24 protein-coding genes are annotated in these 25,425 nt (G+C 65.7%); 11 read left to right on the top strand and 13 right to left on the bottom strand.

Translation table 11 applies throughout. From position 1 onward, the window contains the following. The first annotated feature begins 38 nt into the window (after nt 1-38). Nucleotides 39-863 (top strand): undecaprenyl-diphosphate phosphatase, encoded by an 825-nt coding sequence (locus AC1MLT_RS03400; RefSeq protein WP_481033872.1) that lies wholly within the window; start codon nt 39-41, stop codon nt 861-863. A gap of 13 nt (nt 864-876) precedes the next feature. Here the strand turns inward: AC1MLT_RS03400 and AC1MLT_RS03405 are convergent, their stop codons facing one another. Both AC1MLT_RS03405 and mutS read right to left on the bottom strand, forming a co-directional pair. Next, nucleotides 877-1,716: a proteasome-type protease gene (locus tag AC1MLT_RS03405; RefSeq protein ID WP_481033873.1), complete on the bottom strand. Its 840-nt coding sequence runs from the start codon at nt 1,714-1,716 to the stop codon at nt 877-879. Between the two features lie 27 nt (nt 1,717-1,743). Next, nucleotides 1,744-4,383, bottom strand: coding sequence for a DNA mismatch repair protein MutS (gene mutS, locus AC1MLT_RS03410; RefSeq protein WP_481033874.1), 2,640 nt, complete (start codon nt 4,381-4,383; stop codon nt 1,744-1,746). 243 nt (nt 4,384-4,626) lie between these two features. Between mutS and AC1MLT_RS03415 the strand changes: the two genes are divergently transcribed. Next, a complete protein-coding gene (locus AC1MLT_RS03415) occupies nt 4,627-5,091 on the top strand; it encodes a hypothetical protein (RefSeq protein WP_481033875.1) in 465 nt (154 codons plus the stop codon). A 366-nt stretch (nt 5,092-5,457) separates the two neighbouring features. Here AC1MLT_RS03415 and AC1MLT_RS03420 read toward each other — a convergent pair whose 3' ends face one another. Both AC1MLT_RS03420 and AC1MLT_RS03425 read right to left on the bottom strand, forming a co-directional pair. Further along, nucleotides 5,458-6,573, bottom strand: a complete 1,116-nt coding sequence (locus AC1MLT_RS03420; protein WP_481033876.1) for a hypothetical protein — start codon at nt 6,571-6,573, stop codon at nt 5,458-5,460. A 236-nt stretch (nt 6,574-6,809) separates the two neighbouring features. Continuing rightward, complete coding sequence (locus AC1MLT_RS03425; protein ID WP_481033877.1) at nt 6,810-7,394, bottom strand: hypothetical protein; 585 nt, start codon at nt 7,392-7,394, stop codon at nt 6,810-6,812. Nucleotides 7,395-7,502: 108 nt separating this feature from the next. Here AC1MLT_RS03425 and AC1MLT_RS03430 point away from each other — a divergent pair, with 108 nt between their 5' ends. Continuing rightward, nucleotides 7,503-9,041 (top strand): IS3 family transposase, encoded by a 1,539-nt coding sequence (locus AC1MLT_RS03430; protein WP_481033878.1) that lies wholly within the window; start codon nt 7,503-7,505, stop codon nt 9,039-9,041. Nucleotides 9,042-9,296: 255 nt separating this feature from the next. Here the strand turns inward: AC1MLT_RS03430 and AC1MLT_RS03435 are convergent, their stop codons facing one another. Next, nucleotides 9,297-10,217, bottom strand: a complete 921-nt coding sequence (locus AC1MLT_RS03435) for an AEC family transporter (protein ID WP_481033879.1) — start codon at nt 10,215-10,217, stop codon at nt 9,297-9,299. Nucleotides 10,218-10,355: 138 nt separating this feature from the next. Here AC1MLT_RS03435 and AC1MLT_RS03440 point away from each other — a divergent pair, with 138 nt between their 5' ends. The 3 genes from AC1MLT_RS03440 to AC1MLT_RS03450 all read left to right on the top strand — a co-directional run bounded on the left by AC1MLT_RS03440 (nt 10,356) and on the right by AC1MLT_RS03450 (nt 14,776). Continuing rightward, nucleotides 10,356-11,333: a tripartite tricarboxylate transporter substrate binding protein BugE gene (locus tag AC1MLT_RS03440; RefSeq protein WP_481033880.1), complete on the top strand. Its 978-nt coding sequence runs from the start codon at nt 10,356-10,358 to the stop codon at nt 11,331-11,333. 157 nt (nt 11,334-11,490) lie between these two features. After that, nucleotides 11,491-12,384: a site-specific tyrosine recombinase XerD gene (gene xerD / locus AC1MLT_RS03445; protein WP_481034890.1), complete on the top strand. Its 894-nt coding sequence runs from the start codon at nt 11,491-11,493 to the stop codon at nt 12,382-12,384. Nucleotides 12,385-12,616: 232 nt separating this feature from the next. Further along, nucleotides 12,617-14,776, top strand: a complete 2,160-nt coding sequence (locus AC1MLT_RS03450; RefSeq protein WP_481034892.1) for a TonB-dependent receptor — start codon at nt 12,617-12,619, stop codon at nt 14,774-14,776. Between the two features lie 54 nt (nt 14,777-14,830). Here AC1MLT_RS03450 and AC1MLT_RS03455 read toward each other — a convergent pair whose 3' ends face one another. After that, nucleotides 14,831-15,703 carry a ferritin-like domain-containing protein gene (locus AC1MLT_RS03455; protein WP_481033881.1) on the bottom strand — a complete coding sequence of 291 codons (873 nt, stop codon included), beginning with the start codon at nt 15,701-15,703 and terminating at the stop codon, nt 14,831-14,833. Between the two features lie 37 nt (nt 15,704-15,740). On the opposite strand from AC1MLT_RS03455, the gene AC1MLT_RS03460 reads away from it, so the two are divergent. Both AC1MLT_RS03460 and hslO read left to right on the top strand, forming a co-directional pair. Continuing rightward, on the top strand, nt 15,741-16,268 hold the full coding sequence (locus tag AC1MLT_RS03460; RefSeq protein ID WP_481033882.1) for a gamma carbonic anhydrase family protein: 528 nt from the start codon (nt 15,741-15,743) through the stop codon (nt 16,266-16,268). 11 nt (nt 16,269-16,279) lie between these two features. After that, complete coding sequence (gene hslO / locus AC1MLT_RS03465; protein WP_481033883.1) at nt 16,280-17,278, top strand: Hsp33 family molecular chaperone HslO; 999 nt, start codon at nt 16,280-16,282, stop codon at nt 17,276-17,278. A 30-nt stretch (nt 17,279-17,308) separates the two neighbouring features. Here hslO and AC1MLT_RS03470 read toward each other — a convergent pair whose 3' ends face one another. The 7 genes from AC1MLT_RS03470 to AC1MLT_RS03500 all read right to left on the bottom strand — a co-directional run bounded on the left by AC1MLT_RS03470 (nt 17,309) and on the right by AC1MLT_RS03500 (nt 23,173). Beyond that, entirely contained in the window at nt 17,309-17,986 is a 678-nt protein-coding gene (locus AC1MLT_RS03470; RefSeq protein WP_481033884.1) for an AAA family ATPase, read from the bottom strand. Further along, the gene (pnuC, locus tag AC1MLT_RS03475; protein WP_481033885.1) at nt 17,983-18,624 is read right to left on the bottom strand and encodes a nicotinamide riboside transporter PnuC; all 642 of its coding nucleotides are present in this window, start codon (nt 18,622-18,624) and stop codon (nt 17,983-17,985) included. Before pnuC ends, AC1MLT_RS03470 begins: the two co-directional genes overlap by 4 nt. A gap of 13 nt (nt 18,625-18,637) precedes the next feature. Next, on the bottom strand, nt 18,638-18,913 hold the full coding sequence (ftsB, locus tag AC1MLT_RS03480; RefSeq protein WP_481033886.1) for a cell division protein FtsB: 276 nt from the start codon (nt 18,911-18,913) through the stop codon (nt 18,638-18,640). Nucleotides 18,914-18,942: 29 nt separating this feature from the next. Beyond that, nucleotides 18,943-20,226, bottom strand: coding sequence for a phosphopyruvate hydratase (gene eno, locus AC1MLT_RS03485; RefSeq protein WP_481033887.1), 1,284 nt, complete (start codon nt 20,224-20,226; stop codon nt 18,943-18,945). Nucleotides 20,227-20,296: 70 nt separating this feature from the next. Then, nucleotides 20,297-20,587, bottom strand: coding sequence for a DUF1330 domain-containing protein (locus AC1MLT_RS03490; protein WP_481033888.1), 291 nt, complete (start codon nt 20,585-20,587; stop codon nt 20,297-20,299). After that, nucleotides 20,584-21,441: a 3-deoxy-8-phosphooctulonate synthase gene (kdsA, locus tag AC1MLT_RS03495; RefSeq protein ID WP_481033889.1), complete on the bottom strand. Its 858-nt coding sequence runs from the start codon at nt 21,439-21,441 to the stop codon at nt 20,584-20,586. Before kdsA ends, AC1MLT_RS03490 begins: the two co-directional genes overlap by 4 nt. A gap of 61 nt (nt 21,442-21,502) precedes the next feature. After that, on the bottom strand, nt 21,503-23,173 hold the full coding sequence (locus tag AC1MLT_RS03500) for a CTP synthase (protein WP_481033890.1): 1,671 nt from the start codon (nt 23,171-23,173) through the stop codon (nt 21,503-21,505). Between the two features lie 70 nt (nt 23,174-23,243). Between AC1MLT_RS03500 and coaBC the strand changes: the two genes are divergently transcribed. Genes coaBC through dut form a run of 3 tightly spaced genes read left to right on the top strand, consistent with a single transcriptional unit; the run spans nt 23,244 to nt 25,341 of the window. Next, on the top strand, nt 23,244-24,473 hold the full coding sequence (gene coaBC, locus AC1MLT_RS03505) for a bifunctional phosphopantothenoylcysteine decarboxylase/phosphopantothenate--cysteine ligase CoaBC (protein ID WP_481033891.1): 1,230 nt from the start codon (nt 23,244-23,246) through the stop codon (nt 24,471-24,473). Further along, the gene (locus AC1MLT_RS03510; protein WP_481033892.1) at nt 24,470-24,898 is read left to right on the top strand and encodes a hypothetical protein; all 429 of its coding nucleotides are present in this window, start codon (nt 24,470-24,472) and stop codon (nt 24,896-24,898) included. Before coaBC ends, AC1MLT_RS03510 begins: the two co-directional genes overlap by 4 nt. Further along, entirely contained in the window at nt 24,895-25,341 is a 447-nt protein-coding gene (gene dut / locus AC1MLT_RS03515) for a dUTP diphosphatase (protein ID WP_481033893.1), read from the top strand. The genes AC1MLT_RS03510 and dut overlap by 4 nt, the downstream gene beginning before the upstream one ends. Nucleotides 25,342-25,425 lie beyond the last annotated feature (84 nt).

Below are 25,425 nucleotides of genomic sequence, written 5' to 3' on the forward strand. Positions count from 1 at the left end.
GCCCTGGCGATAATCGGGCCCCATTTCAAGGAGTACGCGTGGATATCGTTTTGCTGGTCAAGGCCGCCATCATGGGCATCGTCGAAGGTCTGACGGAGTTCCTGCCCATCTCGTCGACCGGCCACCTGATCCTGGCGGGCGCCTTGCTGGGCTTCGACGACGAGCGTGCCAAGGTGTTCGACATCGCGATCCAGACCGGCGCCATCTTCGCGGTGATCCTGGTGTACTGGCACAAGATCAGCGCCACCGTGGTGGCCTTGCCGCGCCAGGCCAAGGCGCGGCGCTTCGCCCTCAACGTGTTCCTGGGGTTCCTGCCGGCGGTGGTGCTGGGCCTGGCGATCGGCTCGATGGTCAAGGCCCACCTGTTCACGCCGATCGTGGTGGCGACCACCTTCATCGTCGGCGGCTTCATCATCCTGTGGGCCGAGCGCCGCGCGCCGGGTTCGGTGCGGGTCGAGAACGTCGACGACATGACGCCGCTCGACGCGCTCAAGGTCGGCCTGGTGCAGTGCCTGGCGATGGTGCCGGGCACCAGCCGCAGCGGCGCGACGATCATCGGCGGCATGCTGCTGGGTCTGTCGCGCAAGGCGGCGACCGACTTCTCGTTCTTCGTCGGCATCCCGACGCTGGTGGGCGCCGGGGCCTACAGCCTCTACAAGGCGCGCGCGCTGCTCTCGTGGGCCGACCTGCCGATGTTCCTGGTCGGCCTGGTGTTCTCGTTCATCAGCGCCTGGCTGTGCGTGCGCTGGCTGCTGCGCTACATCAGTTCGCACGACTTCGTGCCGTTCGCCTACTACCGCATCGCCTTCGGCATCGTGGTGCTGGCGACGTCGTGGAGCGGGCTGGTGGTCTGGGCCGAGTAGGCCCGCCGCTCCCTCAGATCAGCTTTTCCTCCGGCGTCGCGATCTTGCGCAGCGCGCTGTGGCGCGCGGCCGGCATCTTCAGCGGGTGGGTCGTGACGGCATCGTCCCAGACCGGGTCCTCGATGCTGTCGAACACCTCGCGCAGCTTCTGGCCCCAGCTGTTGTGCAGCATCTGGTAGTAGGGGTTGTTGGCGTCCAGGCAGACGATCTTGTCGGTCTGCAGCCGGCCGGCCTCGTACACCACCAGATCGAGCGGCAGGCCCACCGAGAGGTTCGACTTCATGGTCGAGTCCATCGACACCAGCGCGCACTTGGCGGCCTCGTCGAGCGGCGTGTCGGGCGTCAGCACGCGGTCGAGCACGGGCTTGCCGTACTTCGATTCGCCGACCTGGAAGTAGGGCGTCTCGTTGGTGGCCTCGATGAAGTTGCCGGCCGAATAGACCAGGAACAGCCGCATGCCCTCGCCGGCGACCTGGCCGCCGAAGATGAAGGAGACGTTGAAGTCGAGTCCGGCGTGCTTGAGCGCGGCGGCATCGCGGTCGTAGACGTGGCGCACCGCCGAGCCCAGCACGCGCGCGGCGTCGAACATGCTCTTGGCGTTCCAGATCGTGATGGGCGGACCGGGCTCGCCGTCGGGGTCGATCTCGCGCAGTTCCTCGATCTGCAGGATCTCGCGCACCGACTGCGAGATGCTCAGGTTGCCCGCCGACAGCAGCACCATGACGCGGTCGCCCGGCTGCTCGTAGACGATCATCTTGCGGAAGGTGCTGATGTGGTCGACGCCGGCGTTGGTGCGCGAGTCGGAGAGGAACACCAGCCCGGCGTTGAGTTTGATGCCTACGCAATAAGTCATGGATTCGTATCGTGGGAACCGGGCCTCTCAGCCGTGGCCGGTGTCGCGCACGTTCAGTTTTTGAAGGGTGTAAAGCGCTTCCAGCGCCTCCCGGGGGCTCAAGGCGTCGAGGTCGAGCGCGGCCAGGGCGGATTCTACGGGGCTCGCCACGGGGGCCTCGGCCACGGGCGCCGCCGCGAACAGGTCGACCTGCGCCCGGGTGCTGGACTGCTGGGCCTCCAGCGCCTCCAGCGCCTGGCGCGCGTGGTTCACCACCGGCGCGGGCATGCCGGCGAGCCGCGCCACCTGGATGCCATAGCTCTTGCTGGCCGGACCGGGCTGCATCTCGTGCAGGAAGACGATGTCGCGGCCGCCGCGGCCGGCCGTCTCGGTGGCGCTCACGTGCATGTTGATCGCGCCGTGGTGCGTGGCCGGGAACTCGGTCAGCTCGAAGTAGTGCGTCGCGAACAGCGTGAACGAGCGGCTGCGGTCGTGCAGGTGCGCGGCGATGCCGGCGGCCAGGGCCAGGCCGTCGAAGGTGCTGGTGCCACGCCCGATCTCGTCCATCAGCACCAGCGAGCGGGCGGTGGCGGCGTGCAGGATCTGCGCCGCCTCGGTCATCTCCAGCATGAAGGTCGATTGCGCGTTGGCCAGGTCGTCGGCCGCGCCGATGCGGGTGTGGATGGCGTCGATCGGTCCCAGCCGGCAGGCCTGCGCCGGCACGTGCGAGCCGATCGAGGCCAGCAGCACGATGATCGCGATCTGCCGCATGTAGGTCGACTTGCCGCCCATGTTGGGCCCGGTGATGACCTGCATGCGCTGCTGCGGGCCGAGCCGGGTGTCGTTGGCGATGAAGGCGCCGGCGGACTTCTCGGCCAGCCGCGCCTCGACCACCGGATGGCGCCCGCGCGTGATCTCGATGCACGGATGGGCCGCGAACGAGGGCGCGTTCCAGTGCAGGGTGTGCGAGCGCTCGGCCAGCGCGCACAGCACGTCGAGCATGGCGATGCCGCCGGCCAGCCGCGTCAGGGCATGGACGTGCGGCTGCAGGGCGTCGAGCAGCTGCTCGTAGAGCCACTTCTCGCGCGCCAGGGCGCGGTCCTGCGCCGACAGTGCCTTGTCCTCGAAGGCCTTGAGCTCGGGCGTGACGAAGCGCTCGGCGTTCTTCAGGGTCTGGCGGCGCCGGTAGTCGTCGGGCACCTTGCCCAGCGCGCCCTGCGAGACCTCGATGTAGAAGCCATGCACGCGGTTGAACTGCACGCGCAGGTTGGCGATGCCGGTGCGCTCGCGCTCGGCGACCTCCAGCCGCAGCAGGAACTCGTCGCAGTTCTCGCCGATGGCGCGCAGCTCGTCGAGCTCGGCGTCGAAGCCCGGGGCGATCACGCCGCCATCGCGCACCAGCGCGGCCGGCTCGGGCTGGATCGCGCGCAGCAGCAGCGCGCCGCAGTCCGGGGGCGGGCCCAGGTCGCCGGCGATGCGCGCGAGCAGCGCGGCCGCATCGGGCAGGGCCGGGCCCAGCAGCGCGGCCTTGTCGAGCGCCAGCCGCAGGGCCACCAGTTCGCGCGGACGCACCTGGCGCAGGGCGATGCGCGCGGCGATGCGCTCGACGTCGCTGGTGTTCCTGAGCGACTCGCGCAGCGTGCGCCATGGCGCGGCGGTGGCGCCGGCCGGCGCGGTCTGCAGCACATCGATGGCATCGAGCCGCGCCTGCGCGTCGGCCCGGTCGCGCCGGGGCGCCAGCAGCCAGCGCCGCAGCAGCCGGCTGCCCATGCCCGTCATGCAGGTGTCGAGCAGGGAGAAGAGGGTGGGCGCGTCCTCGCCGCGCAGGGTCTGCACCAGCTCGAGATTGCGCCGCGTGGCCGGTGGCAGCTCGATCAGGTCGCCATCACGCTCGACCGCCAGGCGGGCCACGTGGGTCAGCGCGCGGCCCTGGGTGTGCTCGGCATAGCCCAGCAGGGCCGATGCCGCGGCGTGCGCCTGCGGCAGGCCCTCGGCGTTCCAGGCCGCCAGGCTGGCGCTGGCGAGCTGCTCGCGCAGCTTGCGCTCGCCCAGCGTGCCATCGAACTGCCAGGCCGGGCGCACCGACAGCGTGAAGGGCGTCGCCGCGCGCGCGGCCGCCAGGCGCGCCTCGAAGGCGGGCGTGACCTCGGCGCTGTAGATCAGCTCGCTCGGCGCGATGCGGGCGATCCAGGCCTCCAGCGCATCGGCGGCGCATTCGGCCAGCCGCAGCTCGTCGCCCGTCACGCTCAGCCAGGCCAGGCCGCAGACGTTGCGCGCGCCGGCATGCACCGCCAGCAGCAGCGACTCCACGCGATCGTTGAGCAGCTCGGCATCGGTCAGGGTGCCGGGGGTCACCACGCGCATCACCTTGCGTTCCACCGGTCCCTTGCCCAGGCCGACCTCGCCGACCTGCTCGCAGATCGCCACCGACTCGCCCAGCTTGATCAGCCGCGCCAGGTAGGTGTCGACCGCATGGAACGGCACGCCCGCCATCGGGATCGGCTGGCCGGCGGACTGGCCGCGCTGGGTGAGCGTGATGTCGAGCAGGCGCGCCGCCTTCTCGGCGTCGGCGTAGAAGAGTTCGTAGAAGTCACCCATGCGGTAGAAGAGCAGGGTGTCGGGGTGGTCGGCCTTCAGTCGGAGGTACTGGGCCATCATGGGCGTGTGATTGCCCTGGTCGCTGCTCATAAGCTGTTGATCTGTCGAGGTCTTCTTCATCAACCCGTTGATTCCGTTGGGGAAATTGCTTAGACGCCTGCGGCATTCGACTTATTAGCGCTTGCCTAAAGACATCTACACTTGCCGCTTTGGCGTACCTTTTAAGAACGCATTTTCGGAACCTAAGCCGTGGGGGCTTTTGGAATACCGAAAAAGCTACGCCACGGAGACGCTGAACGCGGTTCGATGCAAGAGCGGCCAAGCAGTTACAGCTTGGCGAGCACATTATCGTGGACGGCCGATCAGATGATGGCGCAGGCTGACGTCGTGCGTCCAGCCGTCGAGGCATCCGCTGTCATTGTGGATTCGCCGGACGTGGTTACCGGTCGAGCTGTCATGTCGATCGCGGCCATGTTCGCGCGCACCGACGATTCGAACATTGTCGTGACCAGCGCGGCGGCGGCCGTCTGCGCTGCTGCAACTGTCTTTGATGACGACGATCTCGTGACCGGGTCCGCGACGAGCGTGTCGCTGCCTGTGATCGACGTCGTCGGGACCGTCTACGACGTCTTGGATTGGCTGATTGGCAGTGCTCGCGTGGGTGATGCAGCACTCGACCCTACCGACTGGATTTGCTACGCCATCCCGGCCGACCGCCGGCACTACGCCGTGCCAGCCGAGGATCGCTCTCTCACCATTGCGCTTGAGGCGCGCACTTGGACCCTGAACAAGCCATGAGCACCATTCGCATGCCTGAACTCTTCTGCAAGACCACCGGCCCGAAGGCACCCTAGAGAGACTTCGACCCGAACGCGAAGCTCAACTTCTCGTGCGACCTCGGGCCGTGGTGGGTCACCACGGCCGGCACAGGCCTGACGGTCAGCGACTGCGATGTGACATCCGATGCACTGCTGCACGTCGAGTGCCAGTTGGCCGGCTATCAGTACAGGTGAGGGGCGCCGACGGCCAGACGTTGGTGCCGGGCACTTATCTGTGGTTTCGTCTGCGTATGACGCTCAGCGACGGGCAGCGCGACGACCGGACGTTCTGGCTGCTGATGCGCGAGCGGTAATTACTGAGTTAGCAAAAGACAAAGTGTTGTAATTATTGGTCTTTGAAAGAATTATTCATCATGATTTGCTTTTGCTTTTGCACCCACGATTCAAAACGATAGTCATTGAATTTATCTTTGGATAAACGATCGTTGCAAACCATAATAAAATCAGACTTTTCTTCTTTCAATATTTTTAATAAATCGCCGTTTATTTCAATCTTAAGTTTGTCTTCAATTACTGAAACTTCAGAGACTGTCGTCTTAGAAATAGGGTATTTTGCTTCAACAATTACGATCAAACCATTGAATGAATTGAGAAAAACCCAGTTTATCGATTGAAATTGTTCAATTTGTTGACTCACTTTGGCATTCCAAATTCTTCGCCATTCTTCGATGTTACTTATTTCGGAATCACTAATGAAGTAAGTCGTTAATAGAGAGTAAGAAGAGTGCGTAACAAGACCGCCGTCTCGGTAAACAATCGAAACCCAATTATTCGGCTTCCCATCGGCATCAAAAATTAAATATGTTGTGTCTGGCAGCCAGCTAACATTATCGGTAGAAACTTTCGCACCCAAAACTGATCCGCCAACATTGTTTTCCATAAGATAATTTCTTAATCCATAAGATTGGAAAGTCGCTGCCATGGCAGAGAGCATTGAATCTTTGGAAAGTTCTTTTAGGTTAACAAGACGATCAGTGAATCTTTTTATTTGATGATCGTGGGAATTTGGCAAACTTCCAATGCTGGCATACTCTTGTGTTGAAATCAATTTTCTAGCCGAAGTATTCCACTGAATGATCTGAGCAGTGGGTCTTGAGCAGTCAGCAATTAATAGTTCGACGTAGTTTCCTGTGCTATCGATAGTGTTGTTTACAACCTCGAAATTTTGCTCTAGATCGGAATTGTATTTATTGGAACTTCTAAGAATATCTATTATTGCTCTTGCTCTTTCAGTGCATCCGGCAAAAGCGACGGCGCAACAATCTGATATTCTAAAAATTTTGGTAATTGCTTCGAAAATCACCTCATCTTTTTTTTGAACATTTGCTTCTCCGAAAGAAGTTATTGTTGAAGGCAATTCTTGATGTTGCTTGGTGGTGAAAGCTGCATCCGCATATAAGAACACGTCACCTTCGTATTTAAATGCAAAGCAATGCGTCATAAAATAATCTTTCAGCTAGGTCTAGCAAGTGCAAAGCGTTAAGTTATCACTAACAGTTGTCCTCTGCTCATATCCCCGATCGTGTCCTCAACGCATTCTGGATTTGAGTTGCGGTCAGCCACCCGTGCGCAAAGCGTGACAATCTCGTGAGCAAAGTCGACTTGTATCTGGTCGATTGGATGGCCTGGGTAGATCACGCCGGCGCGCATGGCTGCTTCAGCAAAGTTTTTCAAAGATCAGTTATTTAGAAATTGACGTACATCCGCTGCAAGTCGATCTCGGGAGAATTTGTCTATTGCTCGTTGTCCCGAAAGCATGCCTGATAAGAAGAAAGGTACCTCCTTCATTAACTGCCATCTATAACTACGGTTTTCGTCACTGGATTTAAGATCAAGAATCTCGATGAGTTTTTTCGACACACCTGCATTGGCAACAATAATTGACCTTGGGTTGATACGCAAAAGCATAGTTTTAAATAATTCCAAGAATAATTTGGTAATTTCTATTGCTTCCTCCTTCTTGTTCCAATAACTTGAAATGACTTCTGATTGGCTGGTGTGTCGCACTGGAAGCAGATCCAGATTCTCAAAAACGTCGGCGCGCACGGACAATGAGAACAATCTGAGAGGCTCAAAAAAAATCTTGTAATTTTGCTGCGCTTCACGCTCAAAATTAATAAGACGATCGATTTTATCTTGATGCATTGATGAGTCCCATCGATAGTGAGGCGCCGCATCCGATTTTTGCAATCCTTTAGAAAACGATGGGTTCATTCCAATGAAAAGAAGATCTGGATTAATTTTCAGATCTGCTCGCTGCATTGGAAATAGGGCTATGCCTGGCAGCGATCTATTGATTTCTGCATGTGTCTTCCAAATTTCGAGAACGGGGGGGTGCGGATAAAAACTTGGACTACCTGAAAGTAGTTCATGTATTCATACGAAGACCGCATCCGAGCGGTCACGCTCTACATCAAGCTGGGCAAGCGCACCGGGGCGACTATCCGCCAGCTGGGCTACCCGACGAAGAACTCTTTGAAGAGCTGGCATGAGGAGTACGAGCAGCGCCTTGACCTGTCGTCCGGCTACGTGCGCTCGAAGCCGAAGTATTCTCAAATTCAGAAGGAGCAGGCTGTCAAACACTACGCCGAGCACGGGCGCTGCATCGCCTCCACGATCAAGGCGTTGGGCTATCCGTGCCGCGATTTGCTGCGTGCCTGGATTCATGAATTGGACCCCGACTCCCGGCAACGCTTTGTTGGCAGGGCCGTCAGTGCACCTCGGCCGCCGCAACTGAAGAAGCTGGCGGTCCTCGAACTGTGCACTCGTGAGGGAAGTGCGCAGGTGGTTGCTCAGAAGCTTGGCGTGAGCAGGCCGACGTTGTACAACTGGAAGAACCAGCTTCTGGGACGTGAGGCACCCGCATCCATGAAACACACCAATCAGTCCCTGCGGGCTCAAGAGCGCGATGAGCTCGAGCGCGAGGTTGAGGCGTTGCGCCGCGAAGTCAGGCAACTGCGCCTTGAGCAGGACCTGTTGAACAAGGCCAATGAACTGTTAAAAAAAGGCCTGGGCGTCGATCTGCAGCTCCTGTCCAACCGGGAGAAGACACTGCTGATTGACGCCCTCAAGGAGCATTACGGCTTGCCTGAGCTCCTTGCACAGTTGGGCATTGCACGTAGCTCGTACTTCTACCATCGGGCCCGCGCAGTGGTGGGCGACAAGTACCTCCAAGTGCGGCAGTCCATCACCGAGATCTTTGAGTCGAACCACCGTTGCTACGGCTACCGCAGGCTGCAGGCCTCGTTGACCAGGCAGCAGGTCAACATCTCGGAGAAGGTGGTGCAGCGGCTGATGAAGCAGGAGCGCCTGGTTGTTCCAATGCACAAGAAGCGCAGATACGCCTCGTACCTGGGGGAGATCAGTCCAGCACCAGAGAACATCATCAACCGCGACTTCCAGGCTGCGGCACCCAATAAGAAGTGGCTCACGGACATCACAGAGTTCCAGATCCCCGCCGGCAAGGTTTACCTGTCGCCGATCATCGATTGCTTCGACGGCATGGTGGTGAGCTGGACCATTGGCACGAGCCCTGACGCTGAGCTGGTCAATGCCATGCTCGATGCAGCCATCGAGACGGTGACAGACACCGCTGACCGGCCTGTGGTCCACTCCGACCGCGGCGGCCACTATCGCTGGCCAGGCTGGCTATCAAGAATGAGCGATGCCAATCTCATCCGCTCGATGTCCCGCAAGGCCTGTTCTCCGGACAATGCGGCTTGCGAAGGCTTCTTCGGTCGCCTCAAAAACGAACTGTTCTATCCTCGGGACTGGAAGGGCACGACCATCGAGCAGTTCATTGAAGTGGTCGACTCGTACATCCGCTGGTACAACGAGAAGCGGATCAAGATCTCCCTTGGCTCTCTTAGCCCCATCGAATATCGGGTGAGCCTTGGACTTGCGGCATAAAACCAGTCCAAGTTTTTGTCCGCACCCCCCGGCATCGTTGTATTGATTTGGCATGATGTTACGAGTGGGTTGTCTAAGTGCAGATTGCATTACCTGTCATCGTCGATAAATTCTCAACTAGTTTTTTAGGGCAGCAGATCGAGCAGTTGCCCGATCAGCACCGCGATCGCGACCAGCGCGTCCCACAGCGCCTGGAGGAGATGCAGGAAATCCATGTGAGTCCGCGCGATGCCGTGCGATGTCGTGCAGAAGGACTCAGCGCTGCAGCAGCGCCAGCGCGAACGGCAGGCTCAGCACGCCCAGCAGGGTCGACAGCGTCACCAGCCCGGCCACGAAGGGGCCGTTGTAGCCCATGCGGGCGGCCAGCACATAGGCGCTCGATGCGGTCGGCACGGCCGAGAAGGCCATCAGCACGCCGGCCTGCACGGCATCGAGCCGCAGGAGGCGCGCCAGCGCGAAGCCCGCCAGCGGCAGGAGCAGGTGGCGGATCGTCAGCACCGACACCGCCAGCACCTTGCCGCGCGCCAGCGACGCGAACTGCATGCCCGCGCCCGCCGCCATCAGGCCCAAGGCCAGCGATGCCGCGCCGATGCGCGACAGCGTCGGTTCCAGCCACACCGGCACCGACAGGCCCAGCAGGTTCACCACCAGCCCGCTGGCGGTGGCGACGATGAGCGGATTGCGCACCAGCTGGCGCGCGAAGCCGGTGTTGGCGTGGCGCGCCATCGGCCACACCGCCGCCACGTTCATGAGCGGCACGCAGACCCCGATCAGCACCGCGAGCATCAGCAGGCCCTGCGCGCCGCCGAGCCGGTCGGCCATGGCCAGGCAGATGAAGGAGTTGAAGCGGAAGGCCACCTGGGCGCCGGCCGCGTGGTCGCGCCGGTCGATGTGACGGCCGATCCAGGGCAGGGCGGGCAATGCATAGGCCAGCGCGATGCCGGTCATGCCGACGCCCACGCCGGCGACGAGCAGGCCCGAGGTGGCGCCGAAGTCGATCGGGCTGCGCACGATCGAATGGAACAGCAGCACGGGGAAGAGGAAGTAGTAGACCAGGCTCTCGACCTGGTCCCAGACGCGGCGGTCGAGGGCCGTGTGGCGGCACAGCAGCCAGCCGCACAGGATCAGGGAGAAATCGGGAAACAGCAGCTGGGCGTAATTCACCGCGCCGAGCATAAACCGCACCTCGCGGCGGGTAATCCGCAGGCGCGGAGCATGCTTCGCGACGCTAGGATCGGAGGTTGTCCTCCGGAGCGGCGCGTGATCCGTGCCGGCGCCGGATCCCTTTCACCACGACCCACGAGGAGATCGTCGATGTCGCATCGTCACTGGAAATACGTCGCCGGCGCGTTCGCGCTGGCCACGACGCTGGCCGGCCCCGCCCTGGCGCAGAACTACCCGAACAAGCCGATCGAGCTGCAGGTGCCGTTCGCTCCCGGCGGCACCACCGACATCGTCGCCCGGATCATCGCCGACCCGCTGGGCAAGACCCTCGGGCAGAGCGTCATCGTGGTGAACAAGCCCGGCGGCGGCGGCATCGTCGGCGCGGCCGAGACCGCGCGCGCGACGCCCGACGGCTACAAGCTGGGCATCGCCACGGTGTCGAGCACGGCGGCCAACCCGGCCATCAATCCCAAGGTGCCCTACGACCCGATCACCGACTTCACGCCGATCATCAACATCGCCGCGACGCCCAACATCATCGCGGTCAACCCCAACTTCCCGGCCAAGAACTACGCCGAGTTCGTGGCCGAGCTGAAGAAGAATCCGGGCAAGTACTCCTACTCGACCTCCGGCACCGGCGGCATCGGCCACATGCTGATGGAGCTCTACAAGAGCCTGACGGGCACCTTCGTCACGCACATCCCGTACCGTGGCGCCGGCCCGGCCCTGAACGACACCGTGGCCGGCCAGGTGCCGATCATCTTCGACAACTTGCCCTCGGCGCTGCCCTTCATCAAGGCCGGCCGGCTGATCCCGATCGTGGTGAGCGCGCCGCAACGGGTCGCCGCGCTGCCCAACGTGCCGACCTTCAAGGAGGTCAACCTGGAGCCGGTCAACCGCATGGCGTACTACGGCATCCTGGGTCCCAAGGACCTGCCGCGCGAGATCGTCGACAAGATCAGCGACGCCACGCGCAAGGCCCTGGCCGATCCCGCCGTGCGCGCGCGCATCGAGGCCACGGACTCCGTGATCGTCGCCAACACGCCCGAGCAGTTCGCCGCCCAGATCAAGGCCGAGTACGCGGTCTACAAGCAGGTGGTGGTCAAGCAGAAGCTCAAGCTCGACTGAACCATCGAGCCCGGCCGCGGGCCGACGAGAAAAAGCCGCCCGGGCGACCCGGGCGGCTTTTTTGTTTGGTATCTTGTCCAGCGTGTCCGCCCCATCCCTCACGTCCACCACCGCCCCCCCATCCGCCGTCGCCGTCCGCGCGCCCGACACGCCCGAGATCGACGAGTTCATCGATGCGATCTGGCTGGAGGACGGCCTCTCCAAGAACACCCTGGCGGCCTACCGGCGCGACCTGGCGGTGTTCTCGCACTGGCTGGTGACCGAGCGCGCCACCACGCTCGCCGCGGCCAACGAGGGCGACCTGCAGGCCTACATGGGCGCCCGCCTGCTCGACAAGGAACGCAACGGCAAGCCCGGCAAGGCGACCTCGGCCAACCGGCGCCTGACGGTCTTCAAGCGCTACTTCCGCTGGGCCCTGCGCGAACGCCGCATCGGCGTCGACCCGACGCTGCGCCTGATGCCGGCCAAGCAGGCGGCGCGCTCGGTCAAGACCATGACCGAGAAGCAGGTGGTCGACCTGCTGGAGGCGCCGGACACCGACACCACGCTCGGCCTGCGCGACCGCGCCATGCTCGAGCTGATGTACGCGAGCGGGCTGCGCGTGAGCGAGCTGGTCGCGCTGCGGGTCTTCGAGCTGAGCCTGAACGATGGCGTGCTGCGCGTCACCGGCAAGGGCGACAAGGAGCGCCTGGTGCCCTTCGGCGGCGAGGCGCGGCGCTGGATCGAGCGCTACATGGCCGAGGCCCGCTCGGCGATCCTCGGCGAGCGCCAGACCTCCGACCTGTTCGTGACCGCGCGCGGCGCCGGCATGACGCGCGTCATGTTCTGGATGATCGTCAAGAAGTACGCCACCATCGCCGGCATCCATTCGCACCTGTCGCCCCACACCCTGCGCCACGCCTTCGCGACGCACCTGCTCAACCACGGCGTCGACCTGCGCGCCGTGCAGCTGCTGCTGGGCCACGCCGACATCTCGACCACCACGATCTACACCCACGTGGCGCGCGAGCGGTTGAAGCAGATCCACGCGCACCATCATCCGCGCGGCTGAGAATCCCGACGCGCACCGCCCCGGACATCGGCATCGGCAGCGGCATCGCACCCCGAGGCCGAGCTTTACAATCCGGACATACTTGTGCTTTCCGTCGCCGAGACGGACGCCCCTACCCAGATGTCTCCAGGCAGGGCGATCGCGGATCGCGCCTGCCCGGCGCATCACCCGCGAGACGCTTTTCCCGGTTCTTCACTCGCAGGGGGTTTCCTTGGCTCGACGTCGTTTCCCGATGTGCTTCGGCACGTTTTCCTGGCCCGTGGCCCTGGCCGCGCTCGCAGGCCTGAATTCATCCGTTCTCGCGCAGGCGCCCGCCCGACCCGGCGGCGGCGACACGACGCTTGGCGAGGTCACCATCCATGGCGAGCCCGACGCCGGCTACGCGCCGGCGCTCGGATCCACCGCGCTCAAGGGCAACGCCGCGCTGCGTGACGTGCCGCAGGCGGTCAATGTCGTGCCGCAGCAGCTGCTGCTCGACCAGGGCGCGACCTCCATGCAGGATGCCCTGCGCAATGCGCCGGGCATCGCCTTCAGCCACGGCGACGGCCAGCGCGACCAGGTCGTCATCCGTGGCTTCACGGCGATTTCCGACTGGTTCGTCGATGGCGTGCGCGACGATGCCCTGTACTTCCGGGATCTATCCGACACCGAGCGCATCGAGGTCATCAAGGGCCCGGCGGCCGTGCTCTACGGCCGGGGCTCCTCGGGTGGCCTCATCAATCGCGTGACCAAGAAGCCGGATGTCGAGCGCCGCTTCGGCGAAGCCACGCTCGGGCTCGGCAGCCACGGCTACAAGCGCCTGACCATCGACCTCAACGCGCCGCTCGACGACGACCGCATCGCATTCCGCCTGAACGCGGCCCGTGAGCGCTCCGACAGCTATCGCGACCAGCAGTTCGTCGATCGCTACAGCGTTTCGCCTTCGCTGGCGATCCGCTTCGCGCCGCAGACCGACCTGCTGCTGCAATACAACCAGGCCTACGACCAGCGCGTGACCGACTTCGGCATTCCGGCGCTCGACGGACGGCCGGTCGCCGTGCCGATCGGCACCTACTATGGCTCGGCCGATGCGCGACGCGACGACACCACGACGACCCACGTGCGCTCCTTCACCGCGACGCTGAACCACCGCTTCAGCGACACCCTGAGCCTGCGCAACACGCTGCGCCATGCCAGCTACGAGCTCGATCGCTACAACACGCTGCCCAGCGGCACCACCGATCCGGTGCGACTGACGGTGGGCCGCTCGCGCAGCTTCATCCTGCGCGACGAGCAGGGCTGGTTCAACCAGACCGATGTCACCTGGCGTTCGATCTGGGGCGGGGTGAAGCAGGAATGGCTGTTCGGCGCCGAGTTCGGCCGCCAGGACAAGCGCGCCCAGGCGGTGTCCTCGCCCACCGGCTTCGAGCGTGTCGCCATCTTCCGGCCGGGCGGCGTGCCGCCGTCGATCCCGGCGGCCAGCTTCCGGGCCGCGAGTGCCATCCCGACGGATTCGACCTTCCAGACGGCGGCGCTGTACGTGCAGAACCAGATCACGATCGCTCCGACCTGGAAGGCGGTCCTCGGCGGGCGCCACGACGTCTTCCGCCAGGACACGTCCTTCGAGCGCGTGTTGGCGCCACTGGAGCGGACCGACCGCCAGTTCAGCCCCCGCGCCGGGCTGATCTGGCAGCCGACGGAAATGCAGTCCTACTACCTGTCCTACAGCCGGTCGTTCCAGCCCTCGGCCGAGAATTTCGCGCTCTCGGCCGCCAACGTGCGCAACGATCCCGAGATCACCGTCAATCGCGAGCTCGGCGCCAAGCTCGACCTGCTCGACGGCGCGCTCAATGCCACGGCGGCGGCCTTCGAGCTCGAGCGCTCCGGCATCAAGAACACCGATCCGGCCGATGTCACCCGGCAGATCAATGTCGGCACGCAGCGCACCCGTGGCCTGGAACTGACATTGGCGGGCCGCCTGCCAGGTCGGTGGGACGTGAGCGGCGGCTATGCCTATCTCGACGGTCGCATGGTCCGCTCGCTCGCGACGGTGAATTCGCTGCAGCTCCCGGTGGGCGCGCCGATCGCCGTGCAGGGCCAGGTGCCGGCCCTTACGCCGCGCCATTCGGCCTTCCTCTGGGCCGTGAAGGAACTGGGCGAGGGCTTCAGCGCCGGCGGCGGCCTGAGCTACATGGCCGAGCGCTATGCGTCGCTGAGCAACCGGGTCGTGCTGCCGGCCTATGTCGTCGCCGATCTCATGGCCCGGTACGACGCCGGCGCCTGGGGGGTGACCGTCAACCTGAAGAACGCGACCAACCGGACCTACTACGTGTCGGCGCATGGCAGCGTGGACAACCTGATCCTGCCGGGCGCGCCGCGGCAACTGCAGGTCACGTTGCGCGCGCGCTTCTGAGCGTGGCGTGGCGCGGGCCCGGGCGCGATGCATCGCGCCGGAGCCGCATGCCTGTCAGACGCTGGCGCCCCGGATCGCCTCCGAGGCCTGCAACGCCTCCAGCTCCTCCGCCGTGAACCCCGCCAGCGCCCGCGCTTCCAGGTTGAACGGCGCCCGCAGGCGCGGCGCCTCGTGCCGGCGATACAGCACGCGGTAGTGCGCGATCGGGTCGAACCCATCGCGCTCGCACAGCCAGCGATACCAGCGGTTGCCGATGGCGACATGGCCGATCTCGTCGCGCAGCACGATGTCGAGCAGGGCCACGGCGGCCCGCGCATCGGGCGTGCCGACGCGCCGCAGCTTGGCCTGGATCAAGGGCGTGGCGTCGAGCCCGCGCGCCTCCAGCGTGCGCGGCACCAGCGCCATGCGGGCCAGCACGTCGTCCCTGGTCTTCTCGCACATCGCCCACAGGCCGTCGTGGCCGGTGAAGTCGCCATAGTCGGCGCCCAGGGTGCGGAGATGGTCGCGCAGCATCGTGAAGTGGCGGGCTTCCTCGTCGGCCACGCGCAGCCAGTCGAGGTAGTAGGCCTCGGGCATGCCGTCGTAGCGCCAGGCCGCGTCGAGGGCCAGGTTGACGGCGTTGAATTCGATGTGGCAGATGGCATGCATCAATGCCGCCCGGCCTTCGGTGGTGAAGGGCGAGCGCCGCTCGACGGCGGTGGCCGCCACCCGCAGGGGCCGCTGCGGCCGGCCGGGCACGCCGAGGTCGTCGCCCGGCGAGCGTATCGGCGTCGACAGCGTCGAGCACCCGGCCAGGCCGGTGTCGTCGTCGGGGGTATCGGCGGGGGTATCGGCGAACACGCGCGCGGCCAGCTCGCGGGTGGCGGCCATCTTGGCGTCGGGATCGGTCAGGCGCAGGGCGGCGAGGGCGCCGAGACGGGGGTGCATCCCTACAATTCTAGTTTTTGACGATTGGAGACGAACGATGGCGCTCTATGAACTCGACGGCGTCGCGCCGCAGCTCGCCGCAGGTGCCTGGGTGGCGGACAGCGCTCAGGTGATCGGCCACGTGGTGCTCGGCGAGAACGCCAGCATCTGGTTCGGCGCCGTGCTGCGCGGCGACAACGAGGCGCTCACCATCGGCCGCGACACCAATGTCCAGGACGGCTCGGTGCTGCATTCGGACATGGGCAGCCCGCTGACGCTGGGCGAGGGCGTGACCATCGGCCACCAGGTCATGCTGCATGGCTGTACCGTGGGCGACAACACGCTGATCGGCATCCAGGCGGTGATCTTGAATAACGCGCGCATCGGCCGCAATTCGATCGTGGGCGCCGGCGCGGTGGTGACCGAGGGCAAGGAGTTCCCCGACAACTCGCTCATCATCGGCGCGCCGGCCAAGGTGGTGCGCACGCTCGACGAGGCCGCCGCCGCCAGATTGCGCCAGAGCGCGCAGCACTATGTGGAGAACGCCCGCCGCTACGCGAAGGGGCTGCGGAAGATCTCCGACTGAGAAAGAAGCATTTGAGCGAACTGCACAAATTCCTGTTCGACGGCCTGCCGGTGCGCGGCATGATCGTCCGCCTGACCGATGCCTGGCAGGAGATCCTGGCGCGCCGGGCCTCCAACACGACCATCGGCGCCTATCCCACGCCGGTGGCCGAGCTGCTCGGCGAGATGACCGCCGCGGCCACGCTGATGCAGGCCAACATCAAGTTCAACGGCTCGCTGATCCTGCAGGTCTTCGGCGACGGACCGGTGAAGGTGGTGGTGGCCGAGGTCAAGCACGACATGAGCCTGCGGGCCACGGCGACCGTGGTCGGCGAGCTGCCGGCCGACGCGCGCCTGCCGGAGATGGTCAACGTCCACAACAAGGGGCGCTGCGCGATCACGCTCGAGCCCCGCAGCCGCCTGCCCGGCCAGCAGCCCTACCAGGGCGTGGTGCCGCTGTTCGGCGACCAGGGAGAGAAGCTCGACCGGCTCAGCGACGTGCTGCAGCACTACATGCTGCAGAGCGAGCAGCTCGACACCACGCTGGTGCTGGCGGCCGACGACCAGGTCGCCGCCGGGCTGCTGATCCAGCGCCTGCCGGTCAAGGGCGAGGGCAATCTTGAAGGCACGTCGGAGCGCGATGTCAACCCGGCCAACGAGGACGAGATCGGCCGCAACGAGGACTACAACCGGATCTCGATCCTGGCTTCGAGCCTGACGCGCGACGAACTCCTCACGCTCGACGTCGAGACCATCCTGCGCCGCCTGTTCTGGGAGGAGAAGCTGCTGCGCTTCGAGCCCCTGACCGGCGCCGAGGGGCCACGCTTCGTCTGCACCTGCGGGCGCGAACGGGTCGCCAACATGATCCGCGGCCTGGGCGTCGAGGAAGCGCAGGACATCCTGGCCGAGCGTGGCGACATCGAGGTCGGCTGCGATTTCTGCGGCCGCCAGTACCGCTTCGACGCGGTCGACGCGGCGCAGATCTTCACCGCGCCGGGCGACCAGATCCCGCCACCGACGACGGTGCAGTAGCGGGAGCGGTAGAAGTGAGCAGCCGCCGGCTCAGGAGCGGCGGGCCAGCAGGTCGGTGAACAGGCGGTGTTCGCAGACCGGGTCGGAGCACTTGTCGCACGACCAGCGTGCCGTGCCCGAGGCACCCGACGCGCCGGTGACCGCATCCGGCGCCGGCGGATCGGCCTGGGCCGCCAGGTTGAGCGCATTCCAGGCATTGCACAGGCGCCGCGCGCCGCTGCCATGCACGACCGCATAGGCGACCCCGGCGCGGCCGAGCGCGGCGCGCACCAGCGCATCGACGGGTTCGCGCACGTGCGGACCGTCGCGCTGCAGGCCATCGGCCACCCAGGGCAGGTCGAGCGCCGTCAGCAGGGTCATGGCATAGCCCCGGTGCGCGGCGAAGGCGTGGGCATAGAGGGTGTCGTCGTCGAACAGCATGTGGCTGTAGACGGCGGTCATCAATGCGGTGGTGTCGGCCACCACGACGCCATGTTCGGCGGCCCGGGCGATGCGGCGCGTCTGTTCGGCGGCGATGGCGGCCTGTTCGTCGGGACGTGGCACGCGGCCTTCGCGCTCGCACCATTCGCGCAGGTACTCGCCGACGAAGGTGGTGGCGACGCCGCGACGCGCCAGGCGCCCGGCGATGGCCTGGGCGAGTTCGGTCTTGCCGGTGCTCTCGGCACCCAGCACGGCGATGACGCTGCCGCGCGCGAGGTCCGGGGTCATGCGGTCGGGACGCCGGCGGCGGCCGGTTCGCGCAGTGGCAGCCGCTGGCGCCAGGCCACATAGCCGGCCACGCTCAGGATCGCGAACACCGCGTACAGCCCGACCGTCAGCCACAGACCCTTGTGGATGAACAAGCCGATGCTCACCACGTTGACGGCGATCCACACCAGCCAGTTCTCGATGAACTTGCGCCCGAGCAGGAACTGGCCGACCAGGCTCAGCCCGGTGGCGAAGCCATCCCACCAGGGCACGTCGGTGTCGGTGAAACGATGCAGGAACAGCGAGACGGCCGGCCATGCGAAGGCGCAGGCCGCGAGCGTCCAGGCGATGCCGCGCGGCGACAGGCGCATGACGCGCAGCGGGCCGCCGTCGCCACGGTGGCCGCGCAGCCATTGCAGCCAGCCCCAGAAGGCGACGAGGGCGAAGAAGATCTGCAGCGACGCATCGCCATAGATGCGCGCCTGGGAGAAGACGCCGAAATAGAGCAGCGAGCTGGCGATGGCCAGTGGCCAGCCCCAGTGGATCTCGCGCATGTTGCAGCCCACCATCACCAGCGCGAGGAGGGCGGCGGTGAGTTCGAGCCAGGTGGCCGGCGTGCCCCACAGCATGAAGGCGGGGGCCGAGAGGAATTCCGGCATCGGATGGGCGTGGTCAGCGGGTGATCTGGACGAAGACTTCGTCGGGCTTGACCATGCCGAGCTCCTGGCGCGCCCGCTCCTCGACCATCTCCATGCCGACCTTGAGGTCGTTGACCTCCGAGGACAGCCGGTCGTTGGCCAGGGCGGCGCGCGCGTTGGATTCCTTCTGGACGCGCAGCTTCTCCTCCAGCTGCGCGACGTCGCGCATGCTGCCGCGACCCATCCAGAGCTGCGACTGGAGGATCAGCAGCAGCACGACGAGAACGATCGGAACGACGCGCGAACGCACGGGACCGGCGATCCGTGGAGTCCCGCGCGTCAGCGCAGGTTGTAGAAGGCGGCGCGGCCCGGGTAGCTGGCGATGTCGCCCAGGTCTTCCTCGATGCGCAGCAGCTGGTTGTACTTGGCGATGCGGTCCGAGCGCGACAGCGAGCCGGTCTTGATCTGCCCGGCGTTGGTGCCCACGGCGATGTCGGCGATGGTCGAGTCCTCGGTCTCGCCCGAGCGGTGCGAGATGACGGCGGTGTAGCCGGCGCGCTTGGCCATCTCGATGGCGGCGAAGGTCTCGGTCAGGGTGCCGATCTGGTTGATCTTGATCAGGATCGAGTTGGCGATGCCCCGCTCGATGCCTTCCTGCAGGATCTTGGTGTTGGTGACGAACAGGTCGTCGCCCACCAGCTGCACGCGCTTGCCCAGGCGTTCGGTCAGGTGCTTCCAGCCGTCCCAGTCGCCTTCGTGCATGCCGTCCTCGATGCTGATGATCGGGTACTTGTCGACCCAGGTCGCCAGCATGTCGGTCCAGCTCTCGGCCGACAGGGTCAGGTTCTCGCCCGACAGCACGTACTTGCCGTCCTTGTAGAACTCGCTGGCCGCGCAGTCCAGGCCCAGGGCGATCTGCTCGCCGGCCACGAAGCCGGCCTTGTCGATGGCTTCGAGGATCAGCTGGATGGCTTCCTCGTGGCTGGCGACGCTGGGCGCGAAGCCGCCTTCGTCGCCCACGGCCGTGCTGATGCCGCGATCGCCCAGGATCTTCTTCAGGGCGTGGAAGGTCTCGGCGCCATAGCGCACCGCCTCGCGGAAGCTCTTGGCGCCCACGGGGATGATCATGAATTCCTGCAGGTCCAGGCTGTTGTTGGCGTGCGCGCCGCCATTGATGACGTTCATCATCGGCACCGGCAGCTGCATGCCGCCCATGCCGCCGAAGTAGCGGTAGAGCGGCAGACCCGATTCCTCGGCCGCGGCGCGGGCCACGGCCATCGACACGGCCAGCGTGGCGTTGGCGCCCAGGCGGGCCTTGTTGTCGGTGCCGTCGAGGTCGATCATGGTGCGATCGAGGAAGGCCTGCTCGCTGGCGTCCAGGCCCAGCACGGCTTCCGAGATCTCGGTGTTGATGTTCTCGACGGCCTTGAGGACGCCCTTGCCGAGGTAGCGGCTCTTGTCGCCGTCGCGCAGCTCGATGGCTTCGCGTGAACCGGTGGAGGCGCCCGAGGGCACGGCCGCGCGGCCCATGGTGCCGCTCTCCAGCAGCACGTCGCACTCGACGGTGGGGTTTCCGCGGCTGTCGAGGATTTCTCTCCCGACGATGTCAACGATGGCACTCATTTTGGAAGTTCTCCAGTTTTAAAAATTCTTGGATGTCGCACGAGGGAGGAGCGGTCGGCGGGCGGTCCGCTCACAGGCCCTCGACCACGATCATGCGCATGATGGCGGCACCCTGGCGCGCCGCGCGCGCCTTGCCGTATTCGGGGGAGTCGTTGAAGCGCCTGGCCGCCTCGACCGACGGGAACTTGAGGATCACGATGCGCTCCGGCGACCAGTCGCCCTCCAGCACCTCGACCCGGCCGCCGCGCACGCAGACCTCGGCGCCATGCGCCTGCATGGCCGCGCTGGACCACTTCTTGTAGTCCTCGTACTGCGTCGGGTTGGTGACTTCGACGTTGGCGATGATGTAGGCGCTGGTCATGACTGGAAGCTGTCCTCGAGGAAGGCGTTCTTCTTGGTGACCGTGTCGAGCGCGACGAGCGTCTCGAGCAGGGCCCGCATGTGCTTGAGCGGCACGGCGTTGGGGCCGTCGCTCATGGCCTTGGAGGGATCGGGATGGGTCTCCATGAACAGGCCGGCGACGCCGACCGCCACGGCCGCGCGCGAGAGCACCGGCACCATCTCGCGCTGTCCGCCCGAGCTGGTGCCCTGGCCGCCGGGCAGCTGCACCGAATGCGTGGCGTCGAACACCACCGGCGCGTTCGTCTCGCGCATGATGGCCAGCGCGCGCATGTCGGAGACGAGGTTGTTGTAGCCGAAGCTCGCGCCACGCTCGCAGGCCATGAAGTTGTCCTCCGGCAGGCCCTTCTCGCGGGCGGCGGCGCGTGCCTTGTCGATCACGTTCTTCATGTCGTGTGGCGCCAGGAACTGTCCCTTCTTGATGTTCACCGGCTTGCCCGACTGCGCCACGGCGCGGATGAAGTCGGTCTGGCGGCACAGGAAGGCCGGCGTCTGCAGCACGTCGACGACCTTGGCGGCTTCGATGATGTCGTCCTCGGTGTGGACGTCGGTGAGGACCGGCACGCCGAGCTCGCGCCGCACGGTGGCGAGGATCTCCAGGCCCTTCTCGCGGCCCGGACCCCGGAAGGTGGTGCCCGACGAGCGATTGGCCTTGTCGAAGCTGCTCTTGAAGATGAACGGGATGCCCAGCGCCGCCGTGATCTCCTTGAGCGTGCCGGCGACGTCCATCTGCAGTTGCTCGGACTCGATCACGCAGGGGCCGGCGATGAGGAAGAAGGGCTGGTCGAGCCCGATGTCGAAGCCACAGAGTTTCATGGAGATACCTTGGTGCCGCGCACTGCGGCGCGAGCTTGCTGGGGGCGGCCCGGCGCGACGCTCATGCGACGGCCTTCAGGGCGTTCTTGTGGGTGCCCTGATGGTCGAGCGCGGCCTTGATGAACGCGTTGAACAGCGGATGGCCGCCCCACGGCGTGGACTTGAACTCGGGGTGGAACTGCACGCCGACATACCAGGGATGGACATCGGTGGGCAGCTCGACGATCTCGGTCAGGTGCTCGCGCTGCGTGCGCGCGGAGATCACCAGCCCGGCGTTGCGCAGGTCGTCGAGGTAGTTGACGTTGGCCTCGTAGCGATGGCGATGGCGCTCGGTGACGACGTCGCCGTAGATGCCGTGGGCCAGCGTGCCCTCGGTGACGTCGGAGCTCTGCGCGCCCAGGCGCATGGTGCCGCCGAGGTCGGACTTGGCGTCGCGCGTCTTGACGGTGCCGTCGGCGTCCTTCCACTCGGTGATGAGGGCGATGACGGGGCAGGGGGTGTCGGGGTCGAACTCGGTGCTGTTGGCGCCCTTCAGGCCGGCGACGTTGCGCGCGTATTCGATGGTCGCGACCTGCATGCCCAGGCAGATGCCGAGGTAGGGCACCTTGTTCTCGCGGGCGAAGCGCGCCGTCGAGATCTTGCCCTCGACGCCGCGCTGGCCGAAGCCGCCGGGCACCAGGATGCCGTCGTACTTGGTCAGGCGCGAGATCTCCTGCTGCGTGATGGTCTCGGAGTCGATGTACTCGATCCTCACCCGCGCATGGTTCTTCATGCCGGCGTGGCGCAGCGCCTCGTTGACCGACTTGTAGCTGTCCGAGAGGTCGACGTACTTGCCCACCATGGCGATCAGCACCTCGCGCTGCGGATGCTCGACCTCGTAGACCAGGTCGTCCCAGCGCTGGAGCTTGGCCGGTGGCGTGTTGATGCGCAGCTTGTCGCAGATCAGACCGTCGAGGCCCTGCTCGTGCAGCATGCGCGGCACCTTGTAGATGGTGTCGACGTCCCACATCGAGATCACGCCCCACTCCGGCACGTTGGAGAACAGCGAGATCTTGGAGCGCTCGTCGTCGGGGATCGGGCGGTCGGCGCGGCACAGCAGCACGTCGGCCTGGATGCCGATGGCCCGCAGCTCCTTGGCGGTGTGCTGGGTCGGCTTGGTCTTGAGCTCGCCGGCAGCGGCGATCCACGGCACGTACGAGAGATGCACGAAGGCCGAGTTGTTGGGGCCGCTGCGCAGGCTCATCTGGCGCACCGCCTCGAGGAAGGGCAGCGATTCGATGTCGCCCACGGTGCCGCCGATCTCGACGATGGCGACGTCGACCTCGTGCTGGGTGCCGATGCCGGCGCCGCGCTTGACGTATTCCTGGATCTCGTTGGTGATGTGAGGGATCACCTGCACGGTCTTGCCGAGGTAGTCGCCACGGCGTTCCTTCTCCAGCACCGACTTGTAGATCTGCCCGGTGGTGAAGTTGTTGGCCTTGCGCATCCGGGTGTTGATGAAGCGCTCGTAGTGGCCGAGGTCGAGGTCGGTCTCGGCGCCGTCGTCGGTGACGAAGACCTCGCCGTGCTGGAACGGCGACATCGTGCCGGGGTCGACGTTGATGTAGGGGTCGAGCTTGATGAGGGTGACCCGGAGACCCCGGGATTCAAGCAGTGCGGCGAGCGAGGCGGAGGCGATTCCCTTGCCCAGGGAAGACACCACACCGCCGGTGACGAAGACGAATTTGGTCATGCCAGTACCGGGCCAGAACACCCGGACAGTGGGAAATCGGAATTATAGGTGGGCCACTTAAACTCCCCGCATGCAAGACCTCACGGGTAAACACATCGTCCTCGGACTCACCGGCGGCGTGGCCTGCTACAAGTCGGCCGAGCTGTGCCGCCTGTTCGTCAAGGCCGGCGCCGTCGTGCAGGTGGTGATGACGGAAGCCGCCACGCAGTTCATCACGCCGGTCACGATGCAGGCGCTGTCGGGGCGGCCGGTCTACGTGTCGCAATGGGATGCGCGCGAGGCCAACAACATGCCCCACATCAACCTGGGGCGCGACGCCGATGCCATCGTGCTGGCGCCGTGCAGCGCCGACTTCATCGCCCGGCTGGTGGCCGGGCGCAGCGACGAACTGCTCAGCCTGCTGTGCTTGGCGCGGCCGGCCGAACGCGTGCCGCTGCTGATCGCGCCGGCCATGAATCGCGAGATGTGGAGCCACCCGGCCACGCAACGCAACCTGGCGCAGGTCGCGGCCGATGGCGCGATGGTGCTGGGCGTGGGCAGCGGCGCCCAGGCCTGCGGCGAGACCGGCGACGGCCGCATGCTGGAGCCCGAGCAGCTGCTCGAGGACGTCGTCGCCGCGTTCCAGCCCAAGGTGCTGGCCGGCCAGCACCTGCTGGTCACGGCCGGGCCGACCTTCGAGGCGCTCGACCCGATCCGCGGCATCACCAATCATTCGTCGGGCAAGATGGGTTTCGCCATCGCCCGCGCCGCGCGCGAGGCCGGCGCCGAGGTCACGCTGGTGGCCGGTCCGGTGCATCTGCCCACGCCGCGCGGCGTGCGCCGCATCGACGTCCTGTCGGCACAGCAGATGCTCGACGCGACGCTGGCGCAGACCTCCGCCGCGACGGTGTTCGTCGCCACCGCCGCGGTGGCCGACTGGCGCCCGGCGACGGCGAGCGAACACAAGATCAAGAAGGACGGCAGCGGCCAGGTGCCGGTGCTGAACTTCACCGAGAACGCCGACATCCTGGCGACCGTCGCGCAGAGCGAGCGGGTGCGGGACCGGCGCCTCTACTGCGTCGGTTTCGCGGCCGAGAGCGAGAACCTGTCGGCCCACGCGCGGGCCAAGCGCGCACGCAAGGGCATCCCGCTGCTGGTGGGCAACATCGGCCCGCTGACCTTCGGACAGGACGACAACAGCCTGCTGCTGGTCGACGAACATGGCGAGCGCGAACTGCCGCGCGCGTCCAAGCTCGCCTTGGCGCGCGCGTTGGTGCAGGAGATCGCCGGCCGCCTGCCGGCCTGGAAGGACGGCTCATGATCCGCAACGACTGGGCCACCCCTCCCGATGGTGATTTCGCCCGCTATGTCGACCAGCTGATGGCGCGTGCCGCCCAGGCCCGGCTGCGCGCCTCCCATACCCCGGTGGATGGCTTCGATGGCGCCGTGTACGGCAGCATCGTCGAGCCCGCCGGCGCGCCGGCATCGCGCGGCGGCGCCAGCGCCGGCGGCCACGAGCCGGGCCGGCAGCAGGCCCCGGCGCCGATGGCGCTGGGCGACACCATCGCACGCGGCCTGCGCCGCTGGGCCGCGCCGCCCACGAGTGGCGCGGGCTGGGGACGATGGCTGCAGGAGCGGGTGCGCGTCGCCGCGGACGCCTCCCGCAACGCCAACGCCAACGCCCAGGCCGACGCCGGCACTCGAATGCACGATCCCCGCACAGAACGATCTCCCCGAAAGCCATGAAAGTAGACGTCCGAATCCTCGATCCGCGCATGACGGATCAGCTCCCCGCCTATGCGACACCCGGCAGCGCCGGCCTCGATCTACGCGCCTGCCTCGACGAGCCGGTGACGCTGGCACCCAATGCCTGGCAGCTCATCGGCACCGGCCTGGCGATCCACCTGGCGGACCCGGCCTATGCCGCGCTCATCCTGCCGCGCTCGGGCCTGGGCCACAAGCACGGCATCGTGCTGGGCAACCTGGTCGGTCTGATCGACAGCGACTACCAGGGCGAGCTCAGGATCAGCGCCTGGAACCGCAGCGACGCCACCTTCGTGATCCAGCCGATGGAGCGGCTCGCGCAGCTGGTCATCGTGCCGGTGATGCAGGCCTCGTTCAATGTCGTCGCGGACTTCGCGCCCAGCCAGCGCGGCGAGGGCGGCTACGGGTCGACCGGACGTGGCTGACCGACGGGGCCGACCGGCCTGCGTGCAAAGCCCGGAACTCCCGGCCGGGCGCGCACTCCCAAGAGGTCCTTCCTCACTACAACA

It is taken from the genome of Variovorax sp. PEI5 (assembly GCF_056679935.1).